23 protein-coding genes are annotated in these 21082 nt (G+C 62.3%); 1 reads left to right on the forward strand and 22 read right to left on the reverse strand.

Annotation, left to right across the window (positions count from 1 at the left end; genetic code table 11):
• Positions 1–4 precede the first annotated feature (4 nt).
• The 11 genes from BUB20358_RS09780 to BUB20358_RS09830 are packed head-to-tail and all read right to left on the reverse strand — an operon-like array spanning position 5 to position 10423.
• Positions 5–262 carry an EscS/YscS/HrcS family type III secretion system export apparatus protein gene (locus tag BUB20358_RS09780; RefSeq protein WP_302477222.1) on the reverse strand — a complete coding sequence of 86 codons (258 nt, stop codon included), beginning with the start codon at positions 260–262 and terminating at the stop codon, positions 5–7.
• On the reverse strand, positions 259–924 hold the full coding sequence (locus tag BUB20358_RS09785; RefSeq protein ID WP_035975042.1) for an EscR/YscR/HrcR family type III secretion system export apparatus protein: 666 nt from the start codon (positions 922–924) through the stop codon (positions 259–261). The genes BUB20358_RS09780 and BUB20358_RS09785 overlap by 4 nt, the downstream gene beginning before the upstream one ends.
• Complete coding sequence (locus BUB20358_RS09790) at positions 917–1852, reverse strand: FliM/FliN family flagellar motor switch protein (protein ID WP_006766941.1); 936 nt, start codon at positions 1850–1852, stop codon at positions 917–919. The genes BUB20358_RS09785 and BUB20358_RS09790 overlap by 8 nt, the downstream gene beginning before the upstream one ends.
• Positions 1849–2808, reverse strand: coding sequence for a SpaN/EivJ family type III secretion system needle length determinant (locus tag BUB20358_RS09795; protein WP_006766940.1), 960 nt, complete (start codon positions 2806–2808; stop codon positions 1849–1851). The genes BUB20358_RS09790 and BUB20358_RS09795 overlap by 4 nt, the downstream gene beginning before the upstream one ends.
• On the reverse strand, positions 2796–3251 hold the full coding sequence (locus BUB20358_RS09800) for a SpaM family type III secretion system protein (protein WP_006766939.1): 456 nt from the start codon (positions 3249–3251) through the stop codon (positions 2796–2798). Before BUB20358_RS09800 ends, BUB20358_RS09795 begins: the two co-directional genes overlap by 13 nt.
• Positions 3235–4530, reverse strand: coding sequence for a type III secretion system ATPase SctN (sctN, locus tag BUB20358_RS09805; RefSeq protein WP_035975032.1), 1296 nt, complete (start codon positions 4528–4530; stop codon positions 3235–3237). Before sctN ends, BUB20358_RS09800 begins: the two co-directional genes overlap by 17 nt.
• The gene (locus BUB20358_RS09810) at positions 4527–4943 is read right to left on the reverse strand and encodes an InvB/SpaK family type III secretion system chaperone (protein WP_006766937.1); all 417 of its coding nucleotides are present in this window, start codon (positions 4941–4943) and stop codon (positions 4527–4529) included. Before BUB20358_RS09810 ends, sctN begins: the two co-directional genes overlap by 4 nt.
• 40 nt (positions 4944–4983) lie before the next feature.
• A complete protein-coding gene (locus tag BUB20358_RS09815; RefSeq protein ID WP_006766936.1) occupies positions 4984–7032 on the reverse strand; it encodes an EscV/YscV/HrcV family type III secretion system export apparatus protein in 2049 nt (682 codons plus the stop codon).
• A 13-nt stretch (positions 7033–7045) separates the two neighbouring features.
• Positions 7046–8200, reverse strand: coding sequence for a type III secretion system gatekeeper subunit SctW (gene sctW, locus BUB20358_RS09820; RefSeq protein ID WP_006766935.1), 1155 nt, complete (start codon positions 8198–8200; stop codon positions 7046–7048).
• Between the two features lie 11 nt (positions 8201–8211).
• On the reverse strand, positions 8212–9870 hold the full coding sequence (gene sctC, locus BUB20358_RS09825; protein WP_006766934.1) for a type III secretion system outer membrane ring subunit SctC: 1659 nt from the start codon (positions 9868–9870) through the stop codon (positions 8212–8214).
• Positions 9785–10423, reverse strand: a complete 639-nt coding sequence (locus BUB20358_RS09830) for a helix-turn-helix domain-containing protein (protein WP_052688604.1) — start codon at positions 10421–10423, stop codon at positions 9785–9787. The genes sctC and BUB20358_RS09830 overlap by 86 nt, the downstream gene beginning before the upstream one ends.
• 554 nt (positions 10424–10977) lie before the next feature.
• On the opposite strand from BUB20358_RS09830, the gene BUB20358_RS09835 reads away from it, so the two are divergent.
• A complete protein-coding gene (locus BUB20358_RS09835; RefSeq protein ID WP_223296962.1) occupies positions 10978–11826 on the forward strand; it encodes a response regulator in 849 nt (282 codons plus the stop codon).
• Between the two features lie 39 nt (positions 11827–11865).
• Here the strand turns inward: BUB20358_RS09835 and BUB20358_RS09840 are convergent, their stop codons facing one another.
• The 11 genes from BUB20358_RS09840 to fliR all read right to left on the reverse strand — a co-directional run bounded on the left by BUB20358_RS09840 (position 11866) and on the right by fliR (position 21081).
• Positions 11866–12282 carry a hypothetical protein gene (locus tag BUB20358_RS09840; RefSeq protein ID WP_035975028.1) on the reverse strand — a complete coding sequence of 139 codons (417 nt, stop codon included), beginning with the start codon at positions 12280–12282 and terminating at the stop codon, positions 11866–11868.
• Positions 12279–12974, reverse strand: a complete 696-nt coding sequence (locus tag BUB20358_RS09845) for an HrpE/YscL family type III secretion apparatus protein (protein ID WP_108623507.1) — start codon at positions 12972–12974, stop codon at positions 12279–12281. Before BUB20358_RS09845 ends, BUB20358_RS09840 begins: the two co-directional genes overlap by 4 nt.
• Positions 12943–13536 carry an OrgA/MxiK family T3SS sorting platform protein gene (locus BUB20358_RS09850; protein WP_045552277.1) on the reverse strand — a complete coding sequence of 198 codons (594 nt, stop codon included), beginning with the start codon at positions 13534–13536 and terminating at the stop codon, positions 12943–12945. Before BUB20358_RS09850 ends, BUB20358_RS09845 begins: the two co-directional genes overlap by 32 nt.
• Positions 13533–14351, reverse strand: coding sequence for a type III secretion system inner membrane ring lipoprotein SctJ (sctJ, locus tag BUB20358_RS09855; protein ID WP_052688607.1), 819 nt, complete (start codon positions 14349–14351; stop codon positions 13533–13535). The genes BUB20358_RS09850 and sctJ overlap by 4 nt, the downstream gene beginning before the upstream one ends.
• Entirely contained in the window at positions 14348–14653 is a 306-nt protein-coding gene (gene sctI, locus BUB20358_RS09860; RefSeq protein ID WP_035975022.1) for a type III secretion system inner rod subunit SctI, read from the reverse strand. Before sctI ends, sctJ begins: the two co-directional genes overlap by 4 nt.
• A 77-nt stretch (positions 14654–14730) precedes the next feature.
• The gene (locus BUB20358_RS09865) at positions 14731–15021 is read right to left on the reverse strand and encodes an EscF/YscF/HrpA family type III secretion system needle major subunit (protein ID WP_006766932.1); all 291 of its coding nucleotides are present in this window, start codon (positions 15019–15021) and stop codon (positions 14731–14733) included.
• A gap of 37 nt (positions 15022–15058) precedes the next feature.
• Complete coding sequence (locus tag BUB20358_RS09870; protein ID WP_158380451.1) at positions 15059–16270, reverse strand: PrgH/EprH family type III secretion apparatus protein; 1212 nt, start codon at positions 16268–16270, stop codon at positions 15059–15061.
• A gap of 14 nt (positions 16271–16284) precedes the next feature.
• Positions 16285–16833 (reverse strand): lytic transglycosylase domain-containing protein, encoded by a 549-nt coding sequence (locus BUB20358_RS09875; protein WP_223296961.1) that lies wholly within the window; start codon positions 16831–16833, stop codon positions 16285–16287.
• Positions 16834–17051: 218 nt separating this feature from the next.
• On the reverse strand, positions 17052–19157 hold the full coding sequence (locus tag BUB20358_RS09880) for a flagellar biosynthesis protein FlhA (protein ID WP_006766930.1): 2106 nt from the start codon (positions 19155–19157) through the stop codon (positions 17052–17054).
• A complete protein-coding gene (flhB, locus tag BUB20358_RS09885; RefSeq protein ID WP_006766929.1) occupies positions 19154–20293 on the reverse strand; it encodes a flagellar type III secretion system protein FlhB in 1140 nt (379 codons plus the stop codon). The genes BUB20358_RS09880 and flhB overlap by 4 nt, the downstream gene beginning before the upstream one ends.
• Complete coding sequence (gene fliR, locus BUB20358_RS09890; protein ID WP_035975015.1) at positions 20290–21081, reverse strand: flagellar biosynthetic protein FliR; 792 nt, start codon at positions 21079–21081, stop codon at positions 20290–20292. The genes flhB and fliR overlap by 4 nt, the downstream gene beginning before the upstream one ends.
• Between the last annotated feature and the right edge of the window lies 1 nt (position 21082).

The raw sequence follows: 21082 nt of genomic DNA on the forward strand, positions 1-21082 counted from the left end.
TCATCTATCCCAGCGCAAGCCCGATCATCTCGCGACTGAAGGCCAGCATCACTTCGCCGTACCATCCCGCCAGCAGGAACAGGCACAGACTCACTGCGAGCACCTTGACGCCGAAAGAGAGCGTCTGTTCCTGGAGCTGCGTGACGGTCTGGATAAGACCGACGACGAGACCGACGATAGTCGCCACCGCGACGGGCCCGACGATCAGCATCAGCGTGATATACAACCCCTTGTTGGATGCGTAAGCAACATCACCCATCATGCCCCTCCCAGATCGAGATACTGCTTGACCAGCCCCTTGCTCAGGATCGACCAGCCGTCGAGCGACACGAACAGAATCAGTTTGATCGGTACCGATATCACGACCGGGCTCATCATCATCATCCCGAGCGCAAGCAGCACGCTCGACACGACGAGGTCGACAATGATGAACGGCAGATAAATGTAGAAGCCGATCTTGAACGCACTCTTGATCTCGCTGAGCGCATAGGCCGGCAGCAGTGCGGCAATCGCGGGTTCTTCGTCGGATGCGTCGGCCGCGTGATCCGCGTCAACGGCGCGATCGACCTGGATCTTCTGGAAGAACGCGGTCAGTTCCGGATCGCTATAGCGCTGCAAGTACTGCCGGTAGCCGCCCAGTCCACCGTCGACAAACTGCTGAACCGATTCGCGACTGGTGAAATCGACCGGGTTGTCGAGCTGCTGATCGTAGATGGCCTTACCCACCGGCATCATCACGAAAATCGACATCATCAGCGCGACCGCGTTCAGAACCAGGTTCGACGGTACCTGCTGCAGGCCGATCGCATTTCGCACGATGACGAATACGATCGAGAACTTGAGATAACACGTGCCTGCCGCCAACACGAACGGCAGCAACGAAACGAAGGCCAGCAGGCCGATCATGGCGATATGGTTATCCATCGCGGCGCGCCCTCGCAACCTGATGGATCTCGACGCCCAGCCGCCCGTCGAGTTCGACGAGCTCGCCCACGGCGAGCACCGTGCCGCCGGTCGTGATCTCGACCCGCCGCTCTGCGTCGGCAGCCAGCGGCAGGAACGTGCCGTGCGCGAATGCGTCGACGTCCGACACACTGGTCGTGCAGCGATGCAGCACGAAATCGATGCGGATCGGCAGATCCGACACGTCGATCGGTACGACGCCGTCTCCGTCGGGTGCTCGAACGTCCTGATTGTCGTTGCGGTCGGTATTCATGATGTGCAGTCCTTTTTCGTCAATCCTGAAAGCGCCCAGTACGCGTCCTTCGACGCAGACGACGTGGCGCGGCTCGATAATCAGCAGCAGGTCGCCCGGGCGGACCGATCGGACCAGCTCGCGCCGCAGCCGGCTGGCGCCGAGCCGAAACTCGAGCGATACGGGCAGCGAGCGTGCCCATCGCGACAACGTCGATGCATGGTCCGGCATTGCCGCAGGCAGCCCGGTCAGCCATAGCGGTCCATGCGCGAAGTCGACCGCGACCACCGACGGCGGTGCCGCATCCGTGTCCGTGGGCATCCGCACGGTCATGCGGTGGTACGACAATTCGTACAACGACGCGGGCACGTCGATCGGCCGGTCGTGCGCATTGAACAACCGCATCGCGTGTTCCATACCGCGCCGGCCGCACCGCGCGAGGGCTGCGATCTGCGGTGCTGCGCGCTCCAGCCAGGCATCGAGATCGATATAGCCGCTCCAGCGGCGATCGTCGCAATGGGCATCCACGATCGCCAACGTATCGCCGGCCGGCGGCGGCTCATGACGCCAAGCCACATCGCGGCGCGTCCATGCGTCCAGCAATTGCCGCATGCTCAACGCGTCGCGGGTAGTTCGCCTGATGCGCGCGAGGGTCATGTCGTCTCCTCCATATCACCCGTATCGGCCGGCGCGCCGTGCGGCGAATCGGCCAGCAGCCAGCCGTCGCTTGACAGCGGGCGCTCGACGCTCAGCTTGCGCAGCGGCTGACGACGGCGGTCGAGTTGCTCGCCCACGAAACTGCTCGACGGAATCAACGTAAACCTGTCGCGCTCGCGAGGATCCTGCACGATACGAACCGTATGACCGGCCCCCCACGATTCGAACCGGTACACAAACTCGCGCGGGCCTTGCGCGCCGTCGCCGGCGTCGAGCATTTCGCGCTGTTCGATCCACGACTGCATCCGTTGCTGCGCAGGTTCGTGGCGACGCTGCTCGTCCATCTGCCGGCCGCGTTCCAGGACGGACGGTGCAGTCGTACCGTCGTCGCCGTTCGGCAGCGCATTCTCGCGGCCTTCTTTCACTTTCGACGTTCGCGACTCACGCTGCTCGACAAACTCGAACGACGTCTGCTCATCGACCGTCGAATCCGAGCCGGACAGCCGATCTTCACCAATCTGCAGTCGCGTCGGCGCAGCCGACCGTGTCGTTGCGCCGCTCGCAGCTGCATGCCGACCCGGCTCCGTGCCGCCGCCTGCCGCCTCATTTTCTGACGCGCCTCCGTCATGTCTGCTTCGGCCCAATTCGGCATTGACATCGTCGGACCGCGCGTTGCCCAGCACACCGCCGTGCAACTCCTCGCGTTGCGGCGCCACATCGCTGATGCCGCCGTCCTGCGCCGCCACAACGCCCTCACGCGACGTGGCACGATCACGCCATTTGCGGTCGACAGCCGACGACGTGTCGTCGTCGGACATATCGCCGTTTGAAAAATCGTCCGGCACGTCGTCCACCGTCGGGTTCGCTGCCCGGAAAGATGACTCGATCGAGCGCACAATCGGTCGCTCGACGGACGGATGCGCTAGCGCGTCACCGCTTCTGATTACGTCAACCATGATTTCCGCTCTTCCAGTTCAGATTCCTCGGCATTGAGCTGCATGCGCCGAATCCGCGCATTGACCTTCCGATGCGCGTCTGCGTAGCGCTCGCGCTTGTTTTCCGCTACGCGGCAAGCTTCGAGATGGGCATCGATGCGACGATCGCAGTCGCTTGCCCGTCCGTCGTTCTGTTCGAGCTCGACCCGCAGCATCTGCGTCCGGTGACGCAACGACGCGCCTCTGCGCAGCCAGTCGTATAGCCCGCCGCGATCGACCACGCGCTCGTCGAGCGCTGCAACGCGGCCCGATTCGACGATCAGATCGATCGTGCGCTGCAGCCGGTCGCGTTCAGCGTCGATCGCCTGCCGCTCGCGGCGAACAGTCAGCAGCCGGCGCTCGGCCGCCGACTTGCGGCGCTCGCACATGCCGATCAACTGACGATACTTAGCCGGCGAGTACATGGAGCCCTCTCAGCATTTCCGCTTCCTCGCAGCGCTCGTCGTGGCGCTGGCGCAACCATGCGTCGAGCTGCGGGCGCAAAGCGAGCAGCGCATCGTCGTCGGCACTTTCACCGCGGCGATACTCGCCGAGATCGACCAGCATCTGCAGGTCGTCCATCCGCGCCATCTTGGTCCGGATGCGCCCGGCCGCGTGCACATGCTTCGCGTCGCATATTTGCGACGCGACGCGACTGAGACTGCGCCGCACGTCGATCGCCGGATAGTGATTCGCCGATGCGAGCCGCCGGCTCAGATGCAAATGCCCGTCGAGAATCGAGCGAATCTCTTCGGCCATCGGGTCGGCCTCCTCGTCGCTCTCCAGCAGCACCGTGTAGAACGCCGTAATGCTCCCGCTCGCCGTAGCGCCCGGTCGCTCCAGAAGACGCGGAAGCGCTTCGAACACCGACGCCGGATAGCCGCGGCGCGCAGGCGCTTCGCCCGCCGCCAATGCGACGTCCCGCAGCGCACGCGCGTACCGCGTCAACGAATCCTGCAGCAGCAGCACGTTCATCCCGCGATCGCGGAAATACTCGGCCACCGTCGTCGCAAGCAGGGCCGCATTGCAACGGTCGACCGCCGGCGCGTCCGACGTCGAGAAGACGATGACGGTCCGCTCGCGGCGTGCAAAGGTCGAGAGCTCTTCAACGAGTTCCGTCACTTCGCGGCCACGCTCGCCGATCAGTCCGATCACGCTGACGTCCGCCGACGCGTGATCGATCAGCATCTTCGACAGCGTCGTCTTGCCGGTTCCGGCTTCGGCGAAGATGCCGACGCGCTGTCCGATGCCGCACGTCATCAACCCGTCGATGGCGCGCACCCCGGTAAGAAAGCGCGTGCGTATCGGCAAGCGATTGTCGATCGAAGGCGGTGGCGCCTCGAGCGCCGCCCACGTGTCGGCTGCACGTTCGGGTCGCGCGTCGGCAATCCGGCCGACGATCCGACCGGTCGAGTCGACGACGGCGCCGAGCAAGTCGTCGCCAAGCCGGACCGTCAACGGCCGGCCGGTCGGCACGAGCACCGACTCCCGCGAGCATCCCGCCGCGCTCCCGAGCAGACTCAGCACCGCGGCATCCTGCCGAAATCCGATGACCTGGGCTCGTGCGACGGCGTCCGTATCGCGCCAATGGCGCCGGATTTCGCACACTTCGCCGATGAACGCTCGATTCAACGGTGCCTCGATGATCGGTCCCGTCATCCGCGTCGGGTGCGTCAACCGGTTGACGACACGCAGCGGCATCATTGCTTCGCGATCTCCACGAACTGCACGAGCGAATCGAAGAATTCCTGGATCGCCGACGCCATTTCGACGGGACTCTCCAGCACGTCCGGCCGAATCTCGGCGGAAACCTGCAGTTCCCCAGCCGCTTCGCGGAACACCAGCTGCTCGCTTACGGAAAAGGACACGCCCTTCATCAACTCTTCGAGAAAACGCTGTGATCCCGCGCGGACCACGCTCTCGTGATAATCGCAAAGCGACGACCAGATCATCACGCTGCTTTCGTCATCGTTCTTGTAACCGATGTAGATCGTCGGTGTGTCCTTCAGCGCGATCTCGACAGTCGCCCGTGGGTCGAGATCGTCGATCAGGTTCGAATCGCAACCGGCTTCGTTCAACGCTGCGCGGACGATCGTACCGATATCATTGCCTTGCATGAAAACCTCCTTATAGAATTTGTCGACACGTCGACCCCGATCAGATCGACCGGACGACGCTCACCGATGCGCTACTCGTGAGTTCGCCAAACGAAATCACGTCGAGATCGGGAAACTTGTTTTCGACGAGACGCTTCACAAAGCGTCTGACGTCGGCAGCCGTGAGAAGCACGACGTCCTTCTGCGATAGCGGTAGCTCGCCGAACAGCACCCCCAGCCGATCGATGATTTCCTCGCTCGACGCCGGGTCCAGATTGAGAAATGCGCCGCTCGAGTTTTGCCGCACGCCCTTTCGAAACACCTCTTCTGTCTCCGGCGAAACCATGATCACCCGCAGCCGTCCGCCGATCGAGAACTTGTCGCTGATATACCGCGCCATCGCGGCCCGCACGTGCTCGACAAGCGCAATCACGTCCTTTTCCCTCGGCCCCCACTGCGCCAGTGCCTCAAGGATCAGTTTCATGTTGCGGATCGAGATCCGCTCTGCCAGCAAGCGCTGCAGCACTTCCGAGATCTTCTGCACGCTCATGCTGCGCGAAACTTCCTTCGTCAGGTCCGGCGCATTCTTCTCGACGTGATCGAGCATCAGCTTGGTTTCCTGAATGCCGAAGAACTCCGGTACGAGCTTGACGAGCAAAGGCACGATGCACTTGTAAAGCTCGTCCTCCGCGCTTCGCACAACGACGCCCATCTCCGCGAGACGGTCCCGCTCTTCCCGCGGCACCCAGTAGCTCGACTCGAATTCGCTCAGCGCATACGACTCGACATCGATATCCAGATCCGCGAATTCGTCCGGAGCCGACACGATGCGCAGTCGTTCCGGCCGGATGTGCACGAGCCCGCAGTTGATCTCGTTGATCAGGAAACCGACGTGATCGGGTTCCATCTTGTCGGACGCCTTGATCGCGATGTCCGGCAACTTGACGCCGTAATCGAGAAAGAACTGACTTCGTACGCGCTGCCCGATCTTGCGCCGCTGATACCACTCGGCCTGATCGGCGCCCACGAGCAGCATGAATCGCACCGTCTCGGGACCAACGCTGTCCAGGTCTTCGATGATGCCGTCCGCATCCGGCGTCGCAGCTCTGGCCGCCTCGTCTGACTTGGTGCCGGTGCTTTCGCCGCCTGAGCCGCGCTTGCGTCCGAAGTAAACGACGAGCGCGAGAACGCCCGACAGCATCAGGAACGCCCACACCGGAAAGCCGGGTACCAGTCCGACCAGCGCGCCGATCACCGCCGTCATGACCACGGCAGCCGGAACGCCCACCGTCTGGCGGATGATGTTCCGCCCGAGGTTCATGTCGTCGCCGTTGATACGGGTCACGATGAAGCCGGCGCTGATGGAAATCAGCAGCGCGGGGATCTGCGTCACCAGGCCGTCGCCGATGGTCAGCATCGTGTACGTCGACATCGCTGCGGACATCGTCATCCCGTGGCTCGACATCCCGACCGCAATGCCGCCGACCAGGTTGACGACGATGATGATGATGCCGGCGATCGCGTCGCCCTTGATGAACTTCATCGCCCCGTCGAACGCACCGTACAGCTGGCTTTCGCGCTCGAGAATGCCGCGCCGCTCCTTGGCCGCGTCGCCGTCGATGACACCGGCGCGCAGATCGGCGTCGATACTCATCTGCTTGCCCGGCATCCCGTCCAGCGAGAAACGGGCCGCCACTTCCGCCACGCGCTCCGAGCCCTTCGTGATCACGATGAACTGAACGATCGTGACGATCGAGAAAATCACGAAGCCGACCACAAGACTGTCGCCGATCACGAACCGGCCGAACGTCGCGATGATTTCGCCCGCGTCCGCCTCCGTCAGGATCAGCCGGCTTGTACTGATGGACAGCGCCAGCCGAAACAGCGTCGTGATCAGCAGGATCGTCGGAAACGTCGAAAAGCTGAGAATTCGCTCCGCATAGAACGAGCCCATGAACAACAGGATCGCGATCACGATGTTCAGCGCGATCAGAAAATCGACCAGCACTATCGGCAAGGGCACGATCAGCATCGCGATGATCGTAACCATCAGCGCGACGATGATCAGCTCCGGCCTCGATTTCGAGGCCTTCAATAAGGTTGATAACATCCGCTATCCCGTTTCACTTCTCCGACCGGATCATGCGCAGCTCATCCTGATACGCCACGTCCATCATGCGATCGAATTCATTTTTCACTTCATCCGCATCCCGCTGCTCGACGAACAAGTCGTCAGGGAGGGCTCGATAGGCTCGTCTCAACGCCTCGATCAGTATCGATCGCTCGCGATTCGACAGCCGCTCCGCGCGGTGCCATACGATGTTCGCCACGATCGCGCCCACGCTGTGCTCCGCGCGAAGGAAACTGCACAGCATCAGCAGCCACAGCTCCTCTTCGCCGACGTCGTGCTGCGCCGGCGCCCCCGCGCCCGCAAGCAGCGCGCGCGACAGCAGCGCCGCGACAAATTGTTCGTCCGCGGCCTGCAGACGCTGCAGTTTTTTCACATGCCCGATCAGGTAGCCGAATTCGACGACACTGCAGCTCGGATCGGATGCGTGAATGTCGGTCGACAACGACTCGCCGACGAACCGCATCACCGCGTGGCGATGCTCGTGTCCGTATGTTCCGATCCACGCCTCATACTGATCGAGCACCGCGCCGTCGCATTCGAGGAAGTTCCGATACGTCAGCCGAAGCAGTGCCGGCCGGATCTGCAGCCGCTTGCCGAACAGCCTCGCCTTGAGTGCACAGTTGAATCCGCCCTTCAGCGCTTTCGGATTCGCACGCTGCTCGACTTCCTCCAGGACGCTCTGCAGCAGGCTGCGCTGCGCGCGCGTCAGCTGTTTGCGTTTCAGCAGCTGCTTCAATACCGCGTACAAGTCGCTCTCATCGGGAAACAGCTTCATCGCCTGTTGAAAGAGCCCGATTGCAGACGGACGTTGCGTCGTGACGATCTGAAAGAGCTTTTCGGCCTTCGGCTCCACCTCTTCATCCAGCACGCGGTCGAGACCATCACTTTCGCCGCTGCGCTTTCGCTCGAAGTCGCGGCGTCGGTGAAACTGCGTCATGATGCTGCCCATGTGGCTTGCAAGGTCGGCCACTCTCTGATGGAGCGCTGCCGGCGACAGATCGTCCGGATTCTCCAGTTCGTCGATGTCCGGTGTCGGCGACCGCTCGCTCGCCGCCTGACGAGCATCCTTGTGCCGCGCCTCCGTCAGCATCCGCGTCTGGATGCTGCCCACATGACTGCCGAACGACGTACCGTTGATCGATGCCATCGAGTTCCCTGCTACTGCGCGACCACGTCGGCCGTCCTGTCAGCGCGGCGGATCATGGACCCAAAATCCGCATCCTGGTCGATGGTCCTGAAGTCCGTATCCAATCCGTCGGTTATCTCGCGCGGGCTGATCAAAAACACTCGTACGGTGTCGCGATTCACCTCCGTCTTGAAGCGGAACAGGCCACCGATGAACGGAAGGCTTCCGAGGCCCGGAATCTTCTCGACCACGTCGCCTGTCTCGCCGCGCGTGTATCCGCCCACCAGCAGACTCTTGCCTTTCGGAACCCGTGCGACCGTGCTGATCTTGGTACGGTTCACGGTCGGCATCGGATCCTGGTCCACGTTGCTCGATTTCGCGCTGCCGTCCTCGATGTTCAGCGCGAGCTCGATATCGTCCTTCGCATTGAAGCGCGGGACCACGTTCACCATCGTGCCGTATGTCACTTCCTTCAGATCGACCGCACGCTCGCCGACCAGCTTCGCGTAGAAGGTCTGGCTGCTGTCGAAGACTGCCGGCGTATTTTCCTGCGTTAGCACCACGGGACGCGACACGATCTGCGCGCGCCGGTCGCGAGCAAGTGCTGTCACTGATGCAATGAATTCGGTGCCGCCGACAGTCGACAGCGACGTGTTGTTGTTCATATTCAGGCTCGCGGACATGCCGCCGAGCGACACGGTGCCGCGCCAGTTCACGCCCAACTGATCGAGCGCCTCGCGCTCGAGGTCGATGATCCACAACGCCAGTTCGATATGACGCTTCTCCTCGTCGAGCGCCTGGACGAGCTGCCGCACGAACTTCACCTGCTCGGGAGTGCCCTTCACCATCAGACTGTTCGTTTCGGGATAGGCGACGATGCGTACGCCGTGGGACGACGAAGTTTGAACGGCCCCGCTCGGCCTCGTCGGAGGCGGTCCGATCGCCGCGTCTAGAGCGGGCATGGTGCCGTCGGCCGCGGCCGGGTTCACCGCCTCTTTCGAAGCCGATGCATCGAGCCGCTTCGTCTCCACAATTGCATTCTCTTCGCCGATCGCTCTCTGGACTAGCGTCGCAATGCCGGGAATGACCACGTCGCCGGTGCGACGCGTGAACGTTCGATCGATGACGAACGTGTTGTGAACCTTGATGATTTCTACGCGCTTCTCGTCGATCGATGCCGTTTCCTGGTCGAGCGAATTCGCCATTTGCACGACCAGATCGACGTAGATCGGCGGTCCGGACACGTATAGCGTGCTGGCGTGGTTGCTTCGAACCGGATAGCGCGCGTCGTACAGATTCGCCTGCTTGAGAAAATTCGTAACGGCCGACGGCGACGCGTTCCGAAGCGTGATCAACGCATTCTTGGTTTCGCTCGCGTCGTAAACGTAGATGGTATGGCCGTCGTAGAAATTGATCAGCGCGAACTGCCGGCTCAGAAGCTGCACGCTCTGCGGATTCGTCAGGTCGAAGTTGCCCGTCATTTTCTTCGCCGCTGCCGCCTTGCTGACGATAATCGGCGTACCGGTCCTGCTCGAGATGGCTTCGAATACCGAGCGCAGGCTCTCCTTGCGCGCGACGTAGCCGTGCCGGGGCTCGCCGGTCTCGCTACCCTCCTCGCTCGGCGACGCCGACGCCGGCTGACTCATCATCATCGCCAGGCAGCACAGAATGAATATTGCCTTTCGCTTCACTTGATCTTCCTTGTTGTCGGTCGCTCAGGTCCAGCAACCGAGTTAGGCTCAGTCCCATCGCGGCTCGAAAGTCGCTGGACAAGTGGGACGGAGACGCATAGCCGAGGTCCATCGCCACTTCCGTAATCGCCCCCCTGCGCTCGATAATCGCCAGCACCGCACGCGCCAGACGCCATGCCTTCAGCGCGGTCTTCGGCGGCATCCCGAGCGCGCTCCTGAAAACGCGGCGGAAATGCGCGGCGGAGAGCCCATACTTGGGGACTACTGCGCCGAGCTTGCCATCGTGGCAAAGAAGGAACGACACCATTCCGTACGTTTCGCTTCGTCGCAGCACGTCGGCCACGCAACGATAATCGTCGGAATCGAGAAATGCTTCGCGCAGCAACCAGCGCTTCGCGCACATTCCGTCGGATCTTTCCGAAATGAACGCTGCGACGTCGCCGATCGGCTCCGGACGAAACCCGTTGTATCGCCTGGCATACCCGAAGTCGATAAACGCCAGCAGCGCCGGCAGCTCGTGGACATCATTTGCTCTCACATCGAACCCCTGCACTCGATAGAGCCGATGAATCGCTCATCGACACATGCCGTGTCCGAGTGGCGGACACACCTATGCAAAACGACCGCCAGTCAGTCTAAGTTTAGAAATCCGGACGTTAAATCTGACTCATCGCAGAAACGCGCTGGAGCGATCTGACCAGTATGATTCTCAAGGGGTCGCAACACGACTGCGGCTTGCGGGCGGTTGGGCCGGCATCGCAATCGCGGACTGCACCGGCCTGCCGGCTGCCGACGCCCTGCCGACGGTGCGGCAATTGCAGAAAACGCGCAATTCGACCGTACGTGGTTCCCTTCGACACGGGAATACGGCACCATAGGGACGTTTCGCTCCGGATGCGCTACGTACTCGTCCACACGCCCTCTACCCGCGATCGTCATGCTTGCGAGCAGTTTCAGTGTCTTGTGATTGATCGTGTCGGCAGCAGCTCCGCGTCCCCGCAACCGCTCGCCGCGAAAGTTCGCGGTACGTGCCGACCGTCCCGGCGGTATCGGCGCGCCGCAGCGTCTTCGATACGCGGCGCAGCATGCCAATTCGTTGCGACGCCGGTGCGCACGTCGCTCTTCAGATCGCCCTCCGACGCATCCGGTTCGGTATCCGAAATCGGGCGCAGCCCAAAGAATCGCAACACGGTGCCCGCATTCATTGGTCTGGGCTACCGGATTTTTATCGAACGCAACGTCATCATGAATAGTTTGAAGATTCGCCTGGCCATTGCCGACGATCACCCGGTTCTGCTGTACGGGGTACAGCACGTACTCTCCGATATCCCGACTATCCAGGTGATAGGTACAGCCCGTAATTCGACCGAGCTGATCGAGTTGCTCGAGCGTAGTCCGTGCGACGTGCTGATGACCGACTATGCGATGCCGGGCGGCGAGTACGGCGACGGCCTCAGCATGCTCGCGCTGTTGCGTCGACGCTTTCCGCTACTGAAGATCATGGTGCTGACGGCCGGCATCAGTCCCGCGATCGTTTCGGAGATCGCGAGGATCGGCATCCGGTCGGTGCTCAACAAGGTGGATGACATCGGCCATCTGATCACCGCCATTCATACGGTATTCGCCGGCGCCGCCTATTATTCGCCCGGTGCGCAAAACCTGGCGCACGCCGCGGCGTCCGAATACATGCCGGACACGATGTCTGGCACGAGTCTCACCAAGCGTGAGGCGGAAGTATTGCGGCTTTACGTCGCAGGCATGTCGATCAACGAAATTGCGACGCAGATGCGCCGCACCAAGCAGACGATAAGCGCGCAGAAACAACGAGCGATGAAAAAACTGGGAGTCGAGCGCGACGTCGACCTTTTCCGGGCCGCTTATGAAATGGGATTCGGCACGGCAGTCCCTGAATCGCAATGTACATCGACGGCCTCGTGGCAAAGTGCCGGCCAGTAAACCTGGCGCCGTGCTGCTGCGCGGCGCCACGCCGCACGGCTACCAGGGCTCGTACTCCTCGCGCACCAGCATTGCCTGTACGAAGTTCTCCAGAACGATATTGCCCGCAAACGAGTAGACCTGAGCTGCGTAAAGCTCCTTGTAGACTGGCAAATCTTCCCCGCCGTCCGCCTTCGCTCGCATCATGATCTCCATGAGCGTACTGGTGTGGGTCGAAATCGGTGCAAAGGGCTTCGTCCCGTCGTCTTTGGTGAACTCGACCATCAGGTCGATCAACGCCTGCGCGTCAATCGACGAATTCGCTTCCCAGTGAGCCTTCATAAGCGCGTAGAGCGCATCGAAAGGCTTTTTGTCGATCTCCTCCGTCATGCTTCCGAGTCGCTGCGCGATCGGCACGACGGCATCGTCCGCTCCGCCCGCGCTGACATAGTCGCGCATTGAAATAGGCATGGTCATCGCTGTTTCTCCTTGCGTGCTGCGTCTTTCGACGCTCCGATGCCCCGCAGCACCGCCGCGAGGCGCTCCCTGCATTCGGCAGCAATGCCGTCCGACTCCGCGTAAATCGACGGGATCGCGCTCATCACCTGCGCCGCACCTTCCGCCGCTACGGCGTCGATAGACAGTTCCAGAACGTTCTCCCCCACGCGCAGCAACACGGCATCGCCGTCCCACTGCTGAACCGCGATCGCGTCGCCGAAGCGCGCTTGAAACTGCTCGACGAGCGCATCCATATCGCCGAGCTTTCGCGGCAACAGCAGTTCCGCGCGCCCGAGGCCGTCTTCTCGTGCCGGCAGTGCATCCAGCATCGCTGCCGCGATCACGTCGGGCCGACCCAGACAGTCGCGCAGCAGCGCCGTCGTTCGCTCGACCGTCGCGCTCCTGATCCGCTCGGCCAGTTCGACATGTGCCGCGAGGTACCGCGCGAGTTCCTCGGCAACTGCGACGAGACCGTCCGCGTAGCCTTGCGCGCTCGCGACGCGCATCGTCTCGGCGGCCTGCTTCTGCGCGTCATCGACGATTTGATGCGCACGACGCCTGGCATGCCGAATCAGATCGTTCGCGCGTGCGTTGTTCTGCAGCAGGCTGCCGCGTATCAGCACGCCGTCCGTTGCGATACTAGGACGTACCAGCTGGATGATTTTTCGCATATTGGATCGCTCTGTGGATGAGGAAGATGTCTGCCGATCCGCTCGACGGCGCCCCGGACGTCAGTCGGTCGGTCTCCGGCGCGAACATCAGCGCCACCCGCTCCCGAAGCGCCGGTGCAGAAGCCTGTTGCCACGCCATCACGTGGTCGATACCTGCCGCCTGAACAGTCGCCATACCCGACGTCCGCAATGCTCGCCGGTGCGTCCCGTCGCTTCTCGCCGGCGTTCCGCCCGACGCTGCGACGAACGTCCGAATCCTGCGCGGCAGCGTCATCTGCCGCCCCGCCCACGTCAGCTCTGCCTTCAGCAGCTGCGCACCGATCAGCTCGCAGACATCGATCAGCCGCGGCCACGTGTCGATCAGGCATCGCTCGGCCGACGACGGCATTGCGCGCCACCCGACCGACAGACCATAGGCATCGATGATCATGTCGTTCAATGCAGCACGCATGCCCGTAAAGGACGCCCAGTCCGGCAGTGTCACGCGTCCCGGATGAATATACGAAACCGGATCGAACAGAATGCGCTCCACGGCGCTCGGCGTATCACGGAGTTCGCTCATGTCCGTTCCGTATCGCCGTTGTCGTTGCCCGCATCGTCGCTTTCACGCCCGCGAAAACGACGCAGCTTTCCGAGCATGGCCGTCGCCTTGCCCCGTCCCGACGTCGAACCGCCGGACCGCGACCAGCCATACAGCACGCTTGCCGACACGACGCCGAGCGACGCGATCGCTGCCGCTACGGCATAGGGTCGCACCGGAGAGGCACGCTCGCCGGCCACATGCGGGGGTGCATGCTGCAATCCCGACTGCCTCGACGGCACGACCGAAATATTGTCGTATTCGAGCTTAGGCATGCTGTTCTTCAACAGGCGCTTGATATCGCTGACGAGCGCCTGTATCGACACGGCGTCGTCGTGCACAACGAGCACGGAAATACGCGTCGTGCTCGTCGCCCCGCTCGACTCCTCGAGATCGTAGGCGACGTGCACGCGAGCGGATACGACGCCGTTGAGCGCGCGTACCGACTGCTGCAAACGCTGTTCGACAGCGGACAGCAAGCGCGCCCGCTCGGCCCGCGGCGATGCGACCAGCGAATCTGCCGGAAACATGTCGGCGACGTTGACGGACTTCGACGAAGGCAAATCGTAGGTCTTCAGAATATCGACCGCCGCCGCAAAATCTGCACGACCGACCTCGACGCTGAAGCCGTCACGGACCGTTCCGACTTTCTTTGCCGGAATATTGTGACGATACAGTGCAGCCATTACCTCGTTGGCCTGCGTCTGGTCGAGGTTCTGCATCAGGTAATCCGCCTTGCATGCAGCCAGCACGAAAGTCGTCCCGAGCACGCCGAGACGAATGAGCCGGCCGATCATGAACGCAGCAGCGTTTCGACCGCCGAAACGCCCTTTCGGGTGATCGCACTGTAAAGCTCGATACGGTTTCGATAATCGCCCAGCCTGGACTGAAGCTCGATCATCGCTTCGAAGGATAAGTCGATGTTCTCATCGCGTACGCTCGCCAGCAGATATTCGTACTCTCGCTGGGTCTCGGCGGTAAGGTCCGCGAACGCCGTGCCGATCCTGCTCTCGATCGGCAACACCTGCTCGCCGGGTGCCGCACCGACGCGGACCAGCCCACTCCTCAATACCGCGTCGGCCGCCTGCACTGCTTCCATAACGCCTCCATCCATACGAAGGCCAAACGGATCGCCGGGCGTATATACGCGCCGGCGCCCCGTTGGCCGCTTCCCGATTAACGGAAGTTACCGACGATCCCCGAATCGACGTCCTTGAACATCTTGATCACCGACGACTGCGCGTTTCGCGCAATCGACAGTTCCGACGTCACCGCCTGATACCGCGCCAGCAGCGCCGGGTCCGAGATCGCGCCCGATTCCATCTCCTTGCGAATTTTCTCTTCCTCCGTATGCAGCTTGCCGATCGTCGGCTCCAGGGCTGCATAGATAGAGATCAGGAAGCCGTTGAGCTCCACCGGCTCCGTCGGATCCGCTGGGTTGGTCACGTCCAAATTATCGACACGCATAAAAACTCCTTAATTTCATTGAAGAAAAATAAAAATACTAGAACAACTCATTCTCGAAATACCAATGTTGTCCACTCTCCTTCACATATCCGACGCCTCCGTATTTGAAAGATTTTCCCTTCACCCATTCCGCGCCTGATTCGGTCACGAACGACACGTAGTGCGCACCAAATGCTCTTTCGAATTCGTCGACGAATCGCCCCACCTTGACCCGGACCACATCGTCCAGCTCCCCGCCGATCCTGAACACCACTCCGCTTTCAGTGCCAACTCGCCGATACGTGGCGCCGGCCGCCTCGATCCCTGCCGCCGCGTGCTGCTCGACGAGCGCATCGCTCAGACGCTCGATTTCAACCGTCTTCGCATAGGGCAACCGGGTTCGCAAAACCGCTCGCCACCCGTCCTCGACCTGCTTGTCGCGCGAGGCCCGCTCGTCGCTCAGCACGAGCACCGGCCGCGCCGGATCATCGAGCCGCACGCGATGAATCGCCGCACCAGGATCGCTTTCGAGCAATTGCCGATATGCGCGTAACTCCTCGTCGCGTCGCGCGACAACTTCGACGTTCCCGGCCAGCCCGCTGCGCATCAAAGCCTGCTTTGCCCGCGCGACATCCCGCTGCGTGGGCGCGATTACATATGCGACGTTCCGTGTCTCGGCCGTCAGTACCTCGTACTTGAATGCCATGCTGCCGATTGCGGTTTCGATGTCCGGAACCGGAGGCGCGGATTCGTCCACGCCGTTCAAAACGATCATCGCGGCAACTGCACCGGCGATCGCTACTGCCGCCGCACCTGCAACCTTTCCCCACGATCGGAATCGCCGTTCGGCAACCGGCTCCGCACTGTCGCCCGGCGCTTGCGCCAACGGATCGACCCACTCCTCTTCCGGCGGGCGAACGGCCAGCATCAGCGTGCCTACTTCGCACAGCGCGCGATAGGGGTGCGTCGACTCATCGACACCATCGTCACCGAGACGCCTGACCACGAACGTCTCGCTGTCCGGATCGCCCAGGATCAACTCGAAGTTTTCGGCCGCGTCGTCGCCGGGAATGACGATTGCGTTATCGGGCAGATCCGGCGCAATTTCGCCGGTCATCAATGCCTGCTCCGGCTTGACGATAAATAGCGTCGTGCCCGCCTGTATCCGATACTCGCAGCCGTGCAGCGATCCGCTCAAGATGCGGAGCACGGCGCCTTCCGCTGAATCCGGCGCTTGCCCTTCCAGTGGCAGTTCCACCGATTCGGCCATTTCTGGCTCCTTCATCAATCATCCGTCCATCCTTGTGAAACGACCAATACGCTTGCGGAGTTAACTAGTTTCCAGTATTGACGCGCGACCTTGCCCGCATACGACTTGCGCGCAGCCTCGCGTTTTTCGCCGCTTCCTGCGTTGTAGGCGCCGACCGCGCGCCATGTGTATCCGTGTCTTTCGATGAAAGTCGACAGAATTTCCGCACCGACGAGAACCGACGTGCACGGATCGCGCGTCAGCTTCTCTCGTGAAATGCCTTGACGCTGAAGCCGATGGAAATGCGAACTGTTGATTTGCATCAAACCGACGTCAATGGTTCCATTCCGGTTCTTGCCAATTGCGTTCGGATTCATGTTCGACTCGACGATAGCGATCGCGTGCAACAAATTCGGGTCGATCCCGTATCGCGCACCCGCATCCTCGAAGCACATCGCATCTGCACGGAGCGGCAGCGCCACGCCCACGACGATGCCCGCCCATCGGACAATCCACGCGATGGAACTACCACACCGGGAACGCCAGCCGCGCATCACGCCATACGCCCGCTCTTTTTTCACCATTCTTTTCGACATCGACCTCATACCCTATAGTCACGTTACGTCATGGAAGCGGGCATGAAATCAATCGTTCAAGAAGTGAAATTCTGCGGCACACAGTGCTCTGAACCAATAGCACGCAACCGAAATTTGCCCGCACATTGCGTTGACTGATCAGAAAACCCTTCACGAAAATCTGACTGATTGCCCGAAGCCGTCGCTGGCCGCGTCGGACCGCGACATCACCCCACCGTGCCTACGATGCCGATTTCCTTCCCTTCCGGGATCTCGTTGTAGGACAGCACCTGCAGTCCGGGCGCGAAGAGCCGCGCATAGCGCGCCAGCAACGGGCGGATTCGCGGAACCACCAGCATCAGCGGCGGCGAACCGGCCAGCTTCATTTGCTCGCGCACCTGCGGCATATGGCTCTGCAGTTGCGCGAGCACGTTCGGATCGACCGGGAAGTTGTCGAGCGGCACGCGCCCGCCCGCCTGCTGCTCGGCACGGCCGAGCTGGGCGAGCAGCAAGCTTTCGAGTTCTCCGGTCAAGCCGAAGCCCTTGATCTCCGCATGCGGCCCGTTGATTGCCGCGACGATCTGGCGGCGCAGTGCGCAACGCACTTCCGCTGCCAGCAGCAACGGCTCCTTCGTCGTTTCGATCGCGTCGACCAGCGTCGCGCCGATCGTCTCTATATCCTTCAGCGATACCCCTTCCGCCAGCAACGCACGGCAGACCTTCCGAAGCTGCACGTACGTCAGCTGCTTGCCGAGCGCGTCCCCCAGCGCAGGGGCGATCGCCGACAGCCGCTCGAGCAGCGCCTTGACGGCGTCGTAGCTGAACAGCTCCGGCAGCGAGTCGACCATCACCTTGGTCACGTGCGTCGCGATGACGGTGGCGCAATCGACGACCTGGTATCCGAAGCCGAGCGCATGCGCCTTATGCGACGGATCGATCCATGTCACCGGCATGTCGTAAGCCGGATCGACGTCAGGTATCCCATCCAGCTCGCCGTACACGACCGGCGACGGAATCGCCATCAGCTTGTCTGCATGGACCGTTGCTTGCGCAACGGTTGCGCCGTTCAGCACGATCGCGTAGCTGCTGGCCGGCAAGCCGAGATCGTCCCGCACGCCGATCGGCGGCAACAGGAATCCCAGCGCCTCCGATCGGCTGCGGCGCGTGCCCTGCAGCCGCTTGACCAGCGGTGCGCCGTGCGCGGGATCGGCCAGCGTGACGAGCTTGTAGCCCAGCAGCACCGACAGCGTGTCCACATACGGAAGAGCGGACCAGTCGAGCGACGCCTCCGGTGCGGCGACGAGCGCGGCTTCGACGGCTCCGGTGTCCTGTTCCGCGCGGTGACGCGCGGCAGTATTCGCACGCTTCGACATTCTCCAGCCCGCGAAGCCCATTACTGCCGCGAAGAGCAGGAACGCGAACGTCGGCATGCCGGGGATCAGGCCGAGCACGGCCAACATGCCGGCCGCGCTGTACAGCAGGCCGGGCGATGCAAGAAGCTGCTGCCCGATCTGCTGCTCGAAATCCCGCTCATCGCTGATCCGGGTAACGATTACCGCCGCAGCGGCCGACAGCAGCAGCGCAGGAATCTGCGCAACCAGACCGTCGCCGATGGTCAGCAGCGCGTACTGCCGAAACGCGTCGGCCGCCGACAGATCGTGCATCGTGACGCCGATCGCCAGGCCGCCGACCATGTTGATGATGAGCACCAGAATGCCGGCGATCGCGTCGCCGCGCACGAATTTCGACGCGCCGTCCATCGCGCCGTAGAAGTCCGCCTCGGACGTCACCTCCGCGCGGCGCTTCTGCGCCTGGTCCTGCCCAATCAGCCCGCTGTTCAGATCGGCGTCGATCGCCATCTGCTTGCCCGGCAGCGCGTCGAGTGTGAAGCGCGCGGACACCTCGGAAATACGCTCCGCGCCCTTCGTCACGACGACGAAGTTGATGATCATCAGGATCACGAACACGACGAGGCCGACGACGAAGTTACCGCCGATTGCGACGTTCGCGAACGATTCGATCACCTTGCCTGCCGCGTCGCTACCCGTGTGGCCGTCGAGCAGCACCACGCGCGTCGATGCGACGTTCAGCGTGAGCCGCATCAGCGTCGACGCCAGGATGATCGTCGGGAACGCCGAGAAGTCGAGCGGCCGGCGCACCGTCACCGCGGCGATGATCACCATGATCGACAGCACGAGGTTGAACGTGAACAATCCGTCGAGCACCAGCGGCGAAAGCGGCAGGATCACCATCGACAGAATGATCAGCAGCGCGGCCGGAACGGCCAGCCTCGTCCGTTTCAGCGCTTGAAGAAAAGAAGCGGTTCCATTCATAGATTTCGATCCTGCAAGTTCTCCGGAATATCGAGCTCGGTCGGTACAGCGGGACGCGTGGCTCTCTTGCCTTGCCTGAACGCATCGATCTGCAGCACGTAGAACAACACCTTTGCGACTGCCTGGTAGAGCGCCGCCGGAATCTGCTGATTGACCTGGCTCGAGTGATAGATCGCACGCGCGAGCGGCGGCAGCTCCAGGACCTCGATCGCATGTTCGCGCGCAACGTCGCGAATGAAGTGCGCCGTTTCATCGATTCCCTTGGCGACCACGTACGGCGCCTGCGCCTTCGACACGTCGTACTTCAACGCGACTGCGTAATGCGTGGGGTTCATGAGCACGACGTCCGCGTCCGGGACAACCTTGCGAATGCCCCGCCTCGCCATTTGCCGCTGAATCTGCCGAATCCTGCCTTTCACCTCGGGCTTGCCCTCCGACTGCTTCATCTCGTCCTTGACGTCCCGTTTGCTCATGCGCTGTCCGCGCATGAACAGCATTCGCTGCAGCGGTACGTCGATCATTGCGAATGCAACGAGCACACCGACAAGCACGAGCGTCGCATCGACGAACAACGCCGCCCCGCCGGCCAGCGCCGTTTCGAACGGCACGCGCTGTAGTCCGACGAAGCGGTCGATGCTGGAACGGCCGACGTGCCACAGCGTCGCGCCGAGTACCGTGGCCTTCGCGACGGTGATCGCGAGCTGCATGTAGTGCTTGCCCGACACGAGACGCTTCAGCCCCGACATCGGGTTCAGTCGTTCGGCCTTCGGCATGAAGTTCTCGTGACTGAATACCCATCCGCCCGGAAACAGCGAGCCGACGACGATGCATGCCGGCACCGCGGCAAACGGCGCCAGCATCTTGCCGATCAGCAGCAGGGCCGTGACGAACAACGTCGACATCGCGTGCTCCGCGCCGCCGTCCGCAAAGCGTTCGACGAGCGACGCTGCGAACAGCCGACGGAAATCGTCGAGCCAGGCCGGCGCAAGGACGATTGCGAGCTTCAGCGACACCAGCGTGCCGATCGCCGTCGCGATGTCCCTGGACCGGGCGACCTGGCCTCGCTGTTTCGCCTTGCGCAGCTTCTGCGGGGTCGCTTTTTCGGTCTTGTCGCCGGTCGACTGGCCGCCGCTCATCGCGCAGCCTCCGCGCCTGTTCCGGCCAGACCGTCGTATACGTCGAGTACGTGGATCACCATCCGGTGATAGTGATCGGGCAGCGACGGCAGTAGCAGCACGACGAGCAGCAGCCCGAACATCGTCGTCACGGAGAAACCGAGCGAAAACAGGTTCAACGTCGGCGCCGCACGGTTCAACAGGCCGAGGCCCACTTGCACGACCAGCGTTGCAAACGTCACCGGCAGTGCGAGCGCGGCCGCGGCGGAGAACATCCAGCCGACGGCAAGGGCGAATCGCCGCAATGCCGAAAAATCGAACGCGCTGCCGCCGATCGGCCACACGTCGAAGCTGCGTGCCAGAACCTGCGTCATCAGCAAATGGCCGTCGACGGCGAAAAACAACAGGATGAACAGCACGTACATCACGTTGGACAGCACGTCCGACGGCTGGCCGTTCATCGGATCGTTCATCTGCGCCATCGACAGGCCGATCTGCGACGAAACGATCGAGCCAAACGCCAAAAGCGCGGACAGCACGAGGTGAAACGCGAAACCGAGCAATCCGCCGATGGCGACCTGCTCGCCGATTACCGCGACCGCGGCCAGCGACAGCGGGTCGATCGACGGTCCTGCCGGAATGCCGGGCTGCACCGTGAATGCGAGAACGAGCGCCGCAAGCGCCCGCGCGCGCATTGGAATCATCGCGTCGCCGAGGATCGGCGCAGCCGCGAGCGCGGCAGCGATCCGGCAGAACGGCCAGATGATCGCCGCGGCGATGCGCATCAGGTCCGGCAGCAGCAATTCCATG

Origin of the sequence: Burkholderia dolosa, assembly GCF_902499135.1 — a bacterium.
GTDB classification, from domain to species: Bacteria; Pseudomonadota; Gammaproteobacteria; order Burkholderiales; family Burkholderiaceae; genus Burkholderia; species Burkholderia dolosa.

What these genes read in the sequence shown, in the direction of transcription:
- BUB20358_RS09780 (WP_302477222.1), bottom strand. Translation starts at nt 262, where the DNA reads ATGATGGGTGATGTTGCTTACGCATCCAACAAGGGGTTGTATATCACG.
- BUB20358_RS09785 (WP_035975042.1), bottom strand. Translation starts at nt 924, where the DNA reads ATGGATAACCATATCGCCATGATCGGCCTGCTGGCCTTCGTTTCGTTG.
- BUB20358_RS09790 (WP_006766941.1), bottom strand. Translation starts at nt 1,852, where the DNA reads ATGACCCTCGCGCGCATCAGGCGAACTACCCGCGACGCGTTGAGCATG.
- BUB20358_RS09795 (WP_006766940.1), bottom strand. Translation starts at nt 2,808, where the DNA reads ATGGTTGACGTAATCAGAAGCGGTGACGCGCTAGCGCATCCGTCCGTC.
- BUB20358_RS09800 (WP_006766939.1), bottom strand. Translation starts at nt 3,251, where the DNA reads ATGTACTCGCCGGCTAAGTATCGTCAGTTGATCGGCATGTGCGAGCGC.
- sctN (WP_035975032.1), bottom strand. Translation starts at nt 4,530, where the DNA reads ATGATGCCGCTGCGTGTCGTCAACCGGTTGACGCACCCGACGCGGATG.
- BUB20358_RS09810 (WP_006766937.1), bottom strand. Translation starts at nt 4,943, where the DNA reads ATGCAAGGCAATGATATCGGTACGATCGTCCGCGCAGCGTTGAACGAA.
- BUB20358_RS09815 (WP_006766936.1), bottom strand. Translation starts at nt 7,032, where the DNA reads ATGTTATCAACCTTATTGAAGGCCTCGAAATCGAGGCCGGAGCTGATC.
- sctW (WP_006766935.1), bottom strand. Translation starts at nt 8,200, where the DNA reads ATGGCATCGATCAACGGTACGTCGTTCGGCAGTCATGTGGGCAGCATC.
- BUB20358_RS09840 (WP_035975028.1), bottom strand. Translation starts at nt 12,282, where the DNA reads ATGACCATGCCTATTTCAATGCGCGACTATGTCAGCGCGGGCGGAGCG.
- BUB20358_RS09845 (WP_108623507.1), bottom strand. Translation starts at nt 12,974, where the DNA reads ATGCGAAAAATCATCCAGCTGGTACGTCCTAGTATCGCAACGGACGGC.
- BUB20358_RS09850 (WP_045552277.1), bottom strand. Translation starts at nt 13,536, where the DNA reads ATGAGCGAACTCCGTGATACGCCGAGCGCCGTGGAGCGCATTCTGTTC.
- sctJ (WP_052688607.1), bottom strand. Translation starts at nt 14,351, where the DNA reads ATGATCGGCCGGCTCATTCGTCTCGGCGTGCTCGGGACGACTTTCGTG.
- sctI (WP_035975022.1), bottom strand. Translation starts at nt 14,653, where the DNA reads ATGGAAGCAGTGCAGGCGGCCGACGCGGTATTGAGGAGTGGGCTGGTC.
- BUB20358_RS09865 (WP_006766932.1), bottom strand. Translation starts at nt 15,021, where the DNA reads ATGCGTGTCGATAATTTGGACGTGACCAACCCAGCGGATCCGACGGAG.
- BUB20358_RS09870 (WP_158380451.1), bottom strand. Translation starts at nt 16,270, where the DNA reads ATGGCCGAATCGGTGGAACTGCCACTGGAAGGGCAAGCGCCGGATTCA.
- BUB20358_RS09875 (WP_223296961.1), bottom strand. Translation starts at nt 16,833, where the DNA reads ATGGTGAAAAAAGAGCGGGCGTATGGCGTGATGCGCGGCTGGCGTTCC.
- BUB20358_RS09880 (WP_006766930.1), bottom strand. Translation starts at nt 19,157, where the DNA reads ATGAATGGAACCGCTTCTTTTCTTCAAGCGCTGAAACGGACGAGGCTG.
- flhB (WP_006766929.1), bottom strand. Translation starts at nt 20,293, where the DNA reads ATGAGCGGCGGCCAGTCGACCGGCGACAAGACCGAAAAAGCGACCCCG.
- fliR (WP_035975015.1), bottom strand. Translation starts at nt 21,081, where the DNA reads ATGGAATTGCTGCTGCCGGACCTGATGCGCATCGCCGCGGCGATCATC.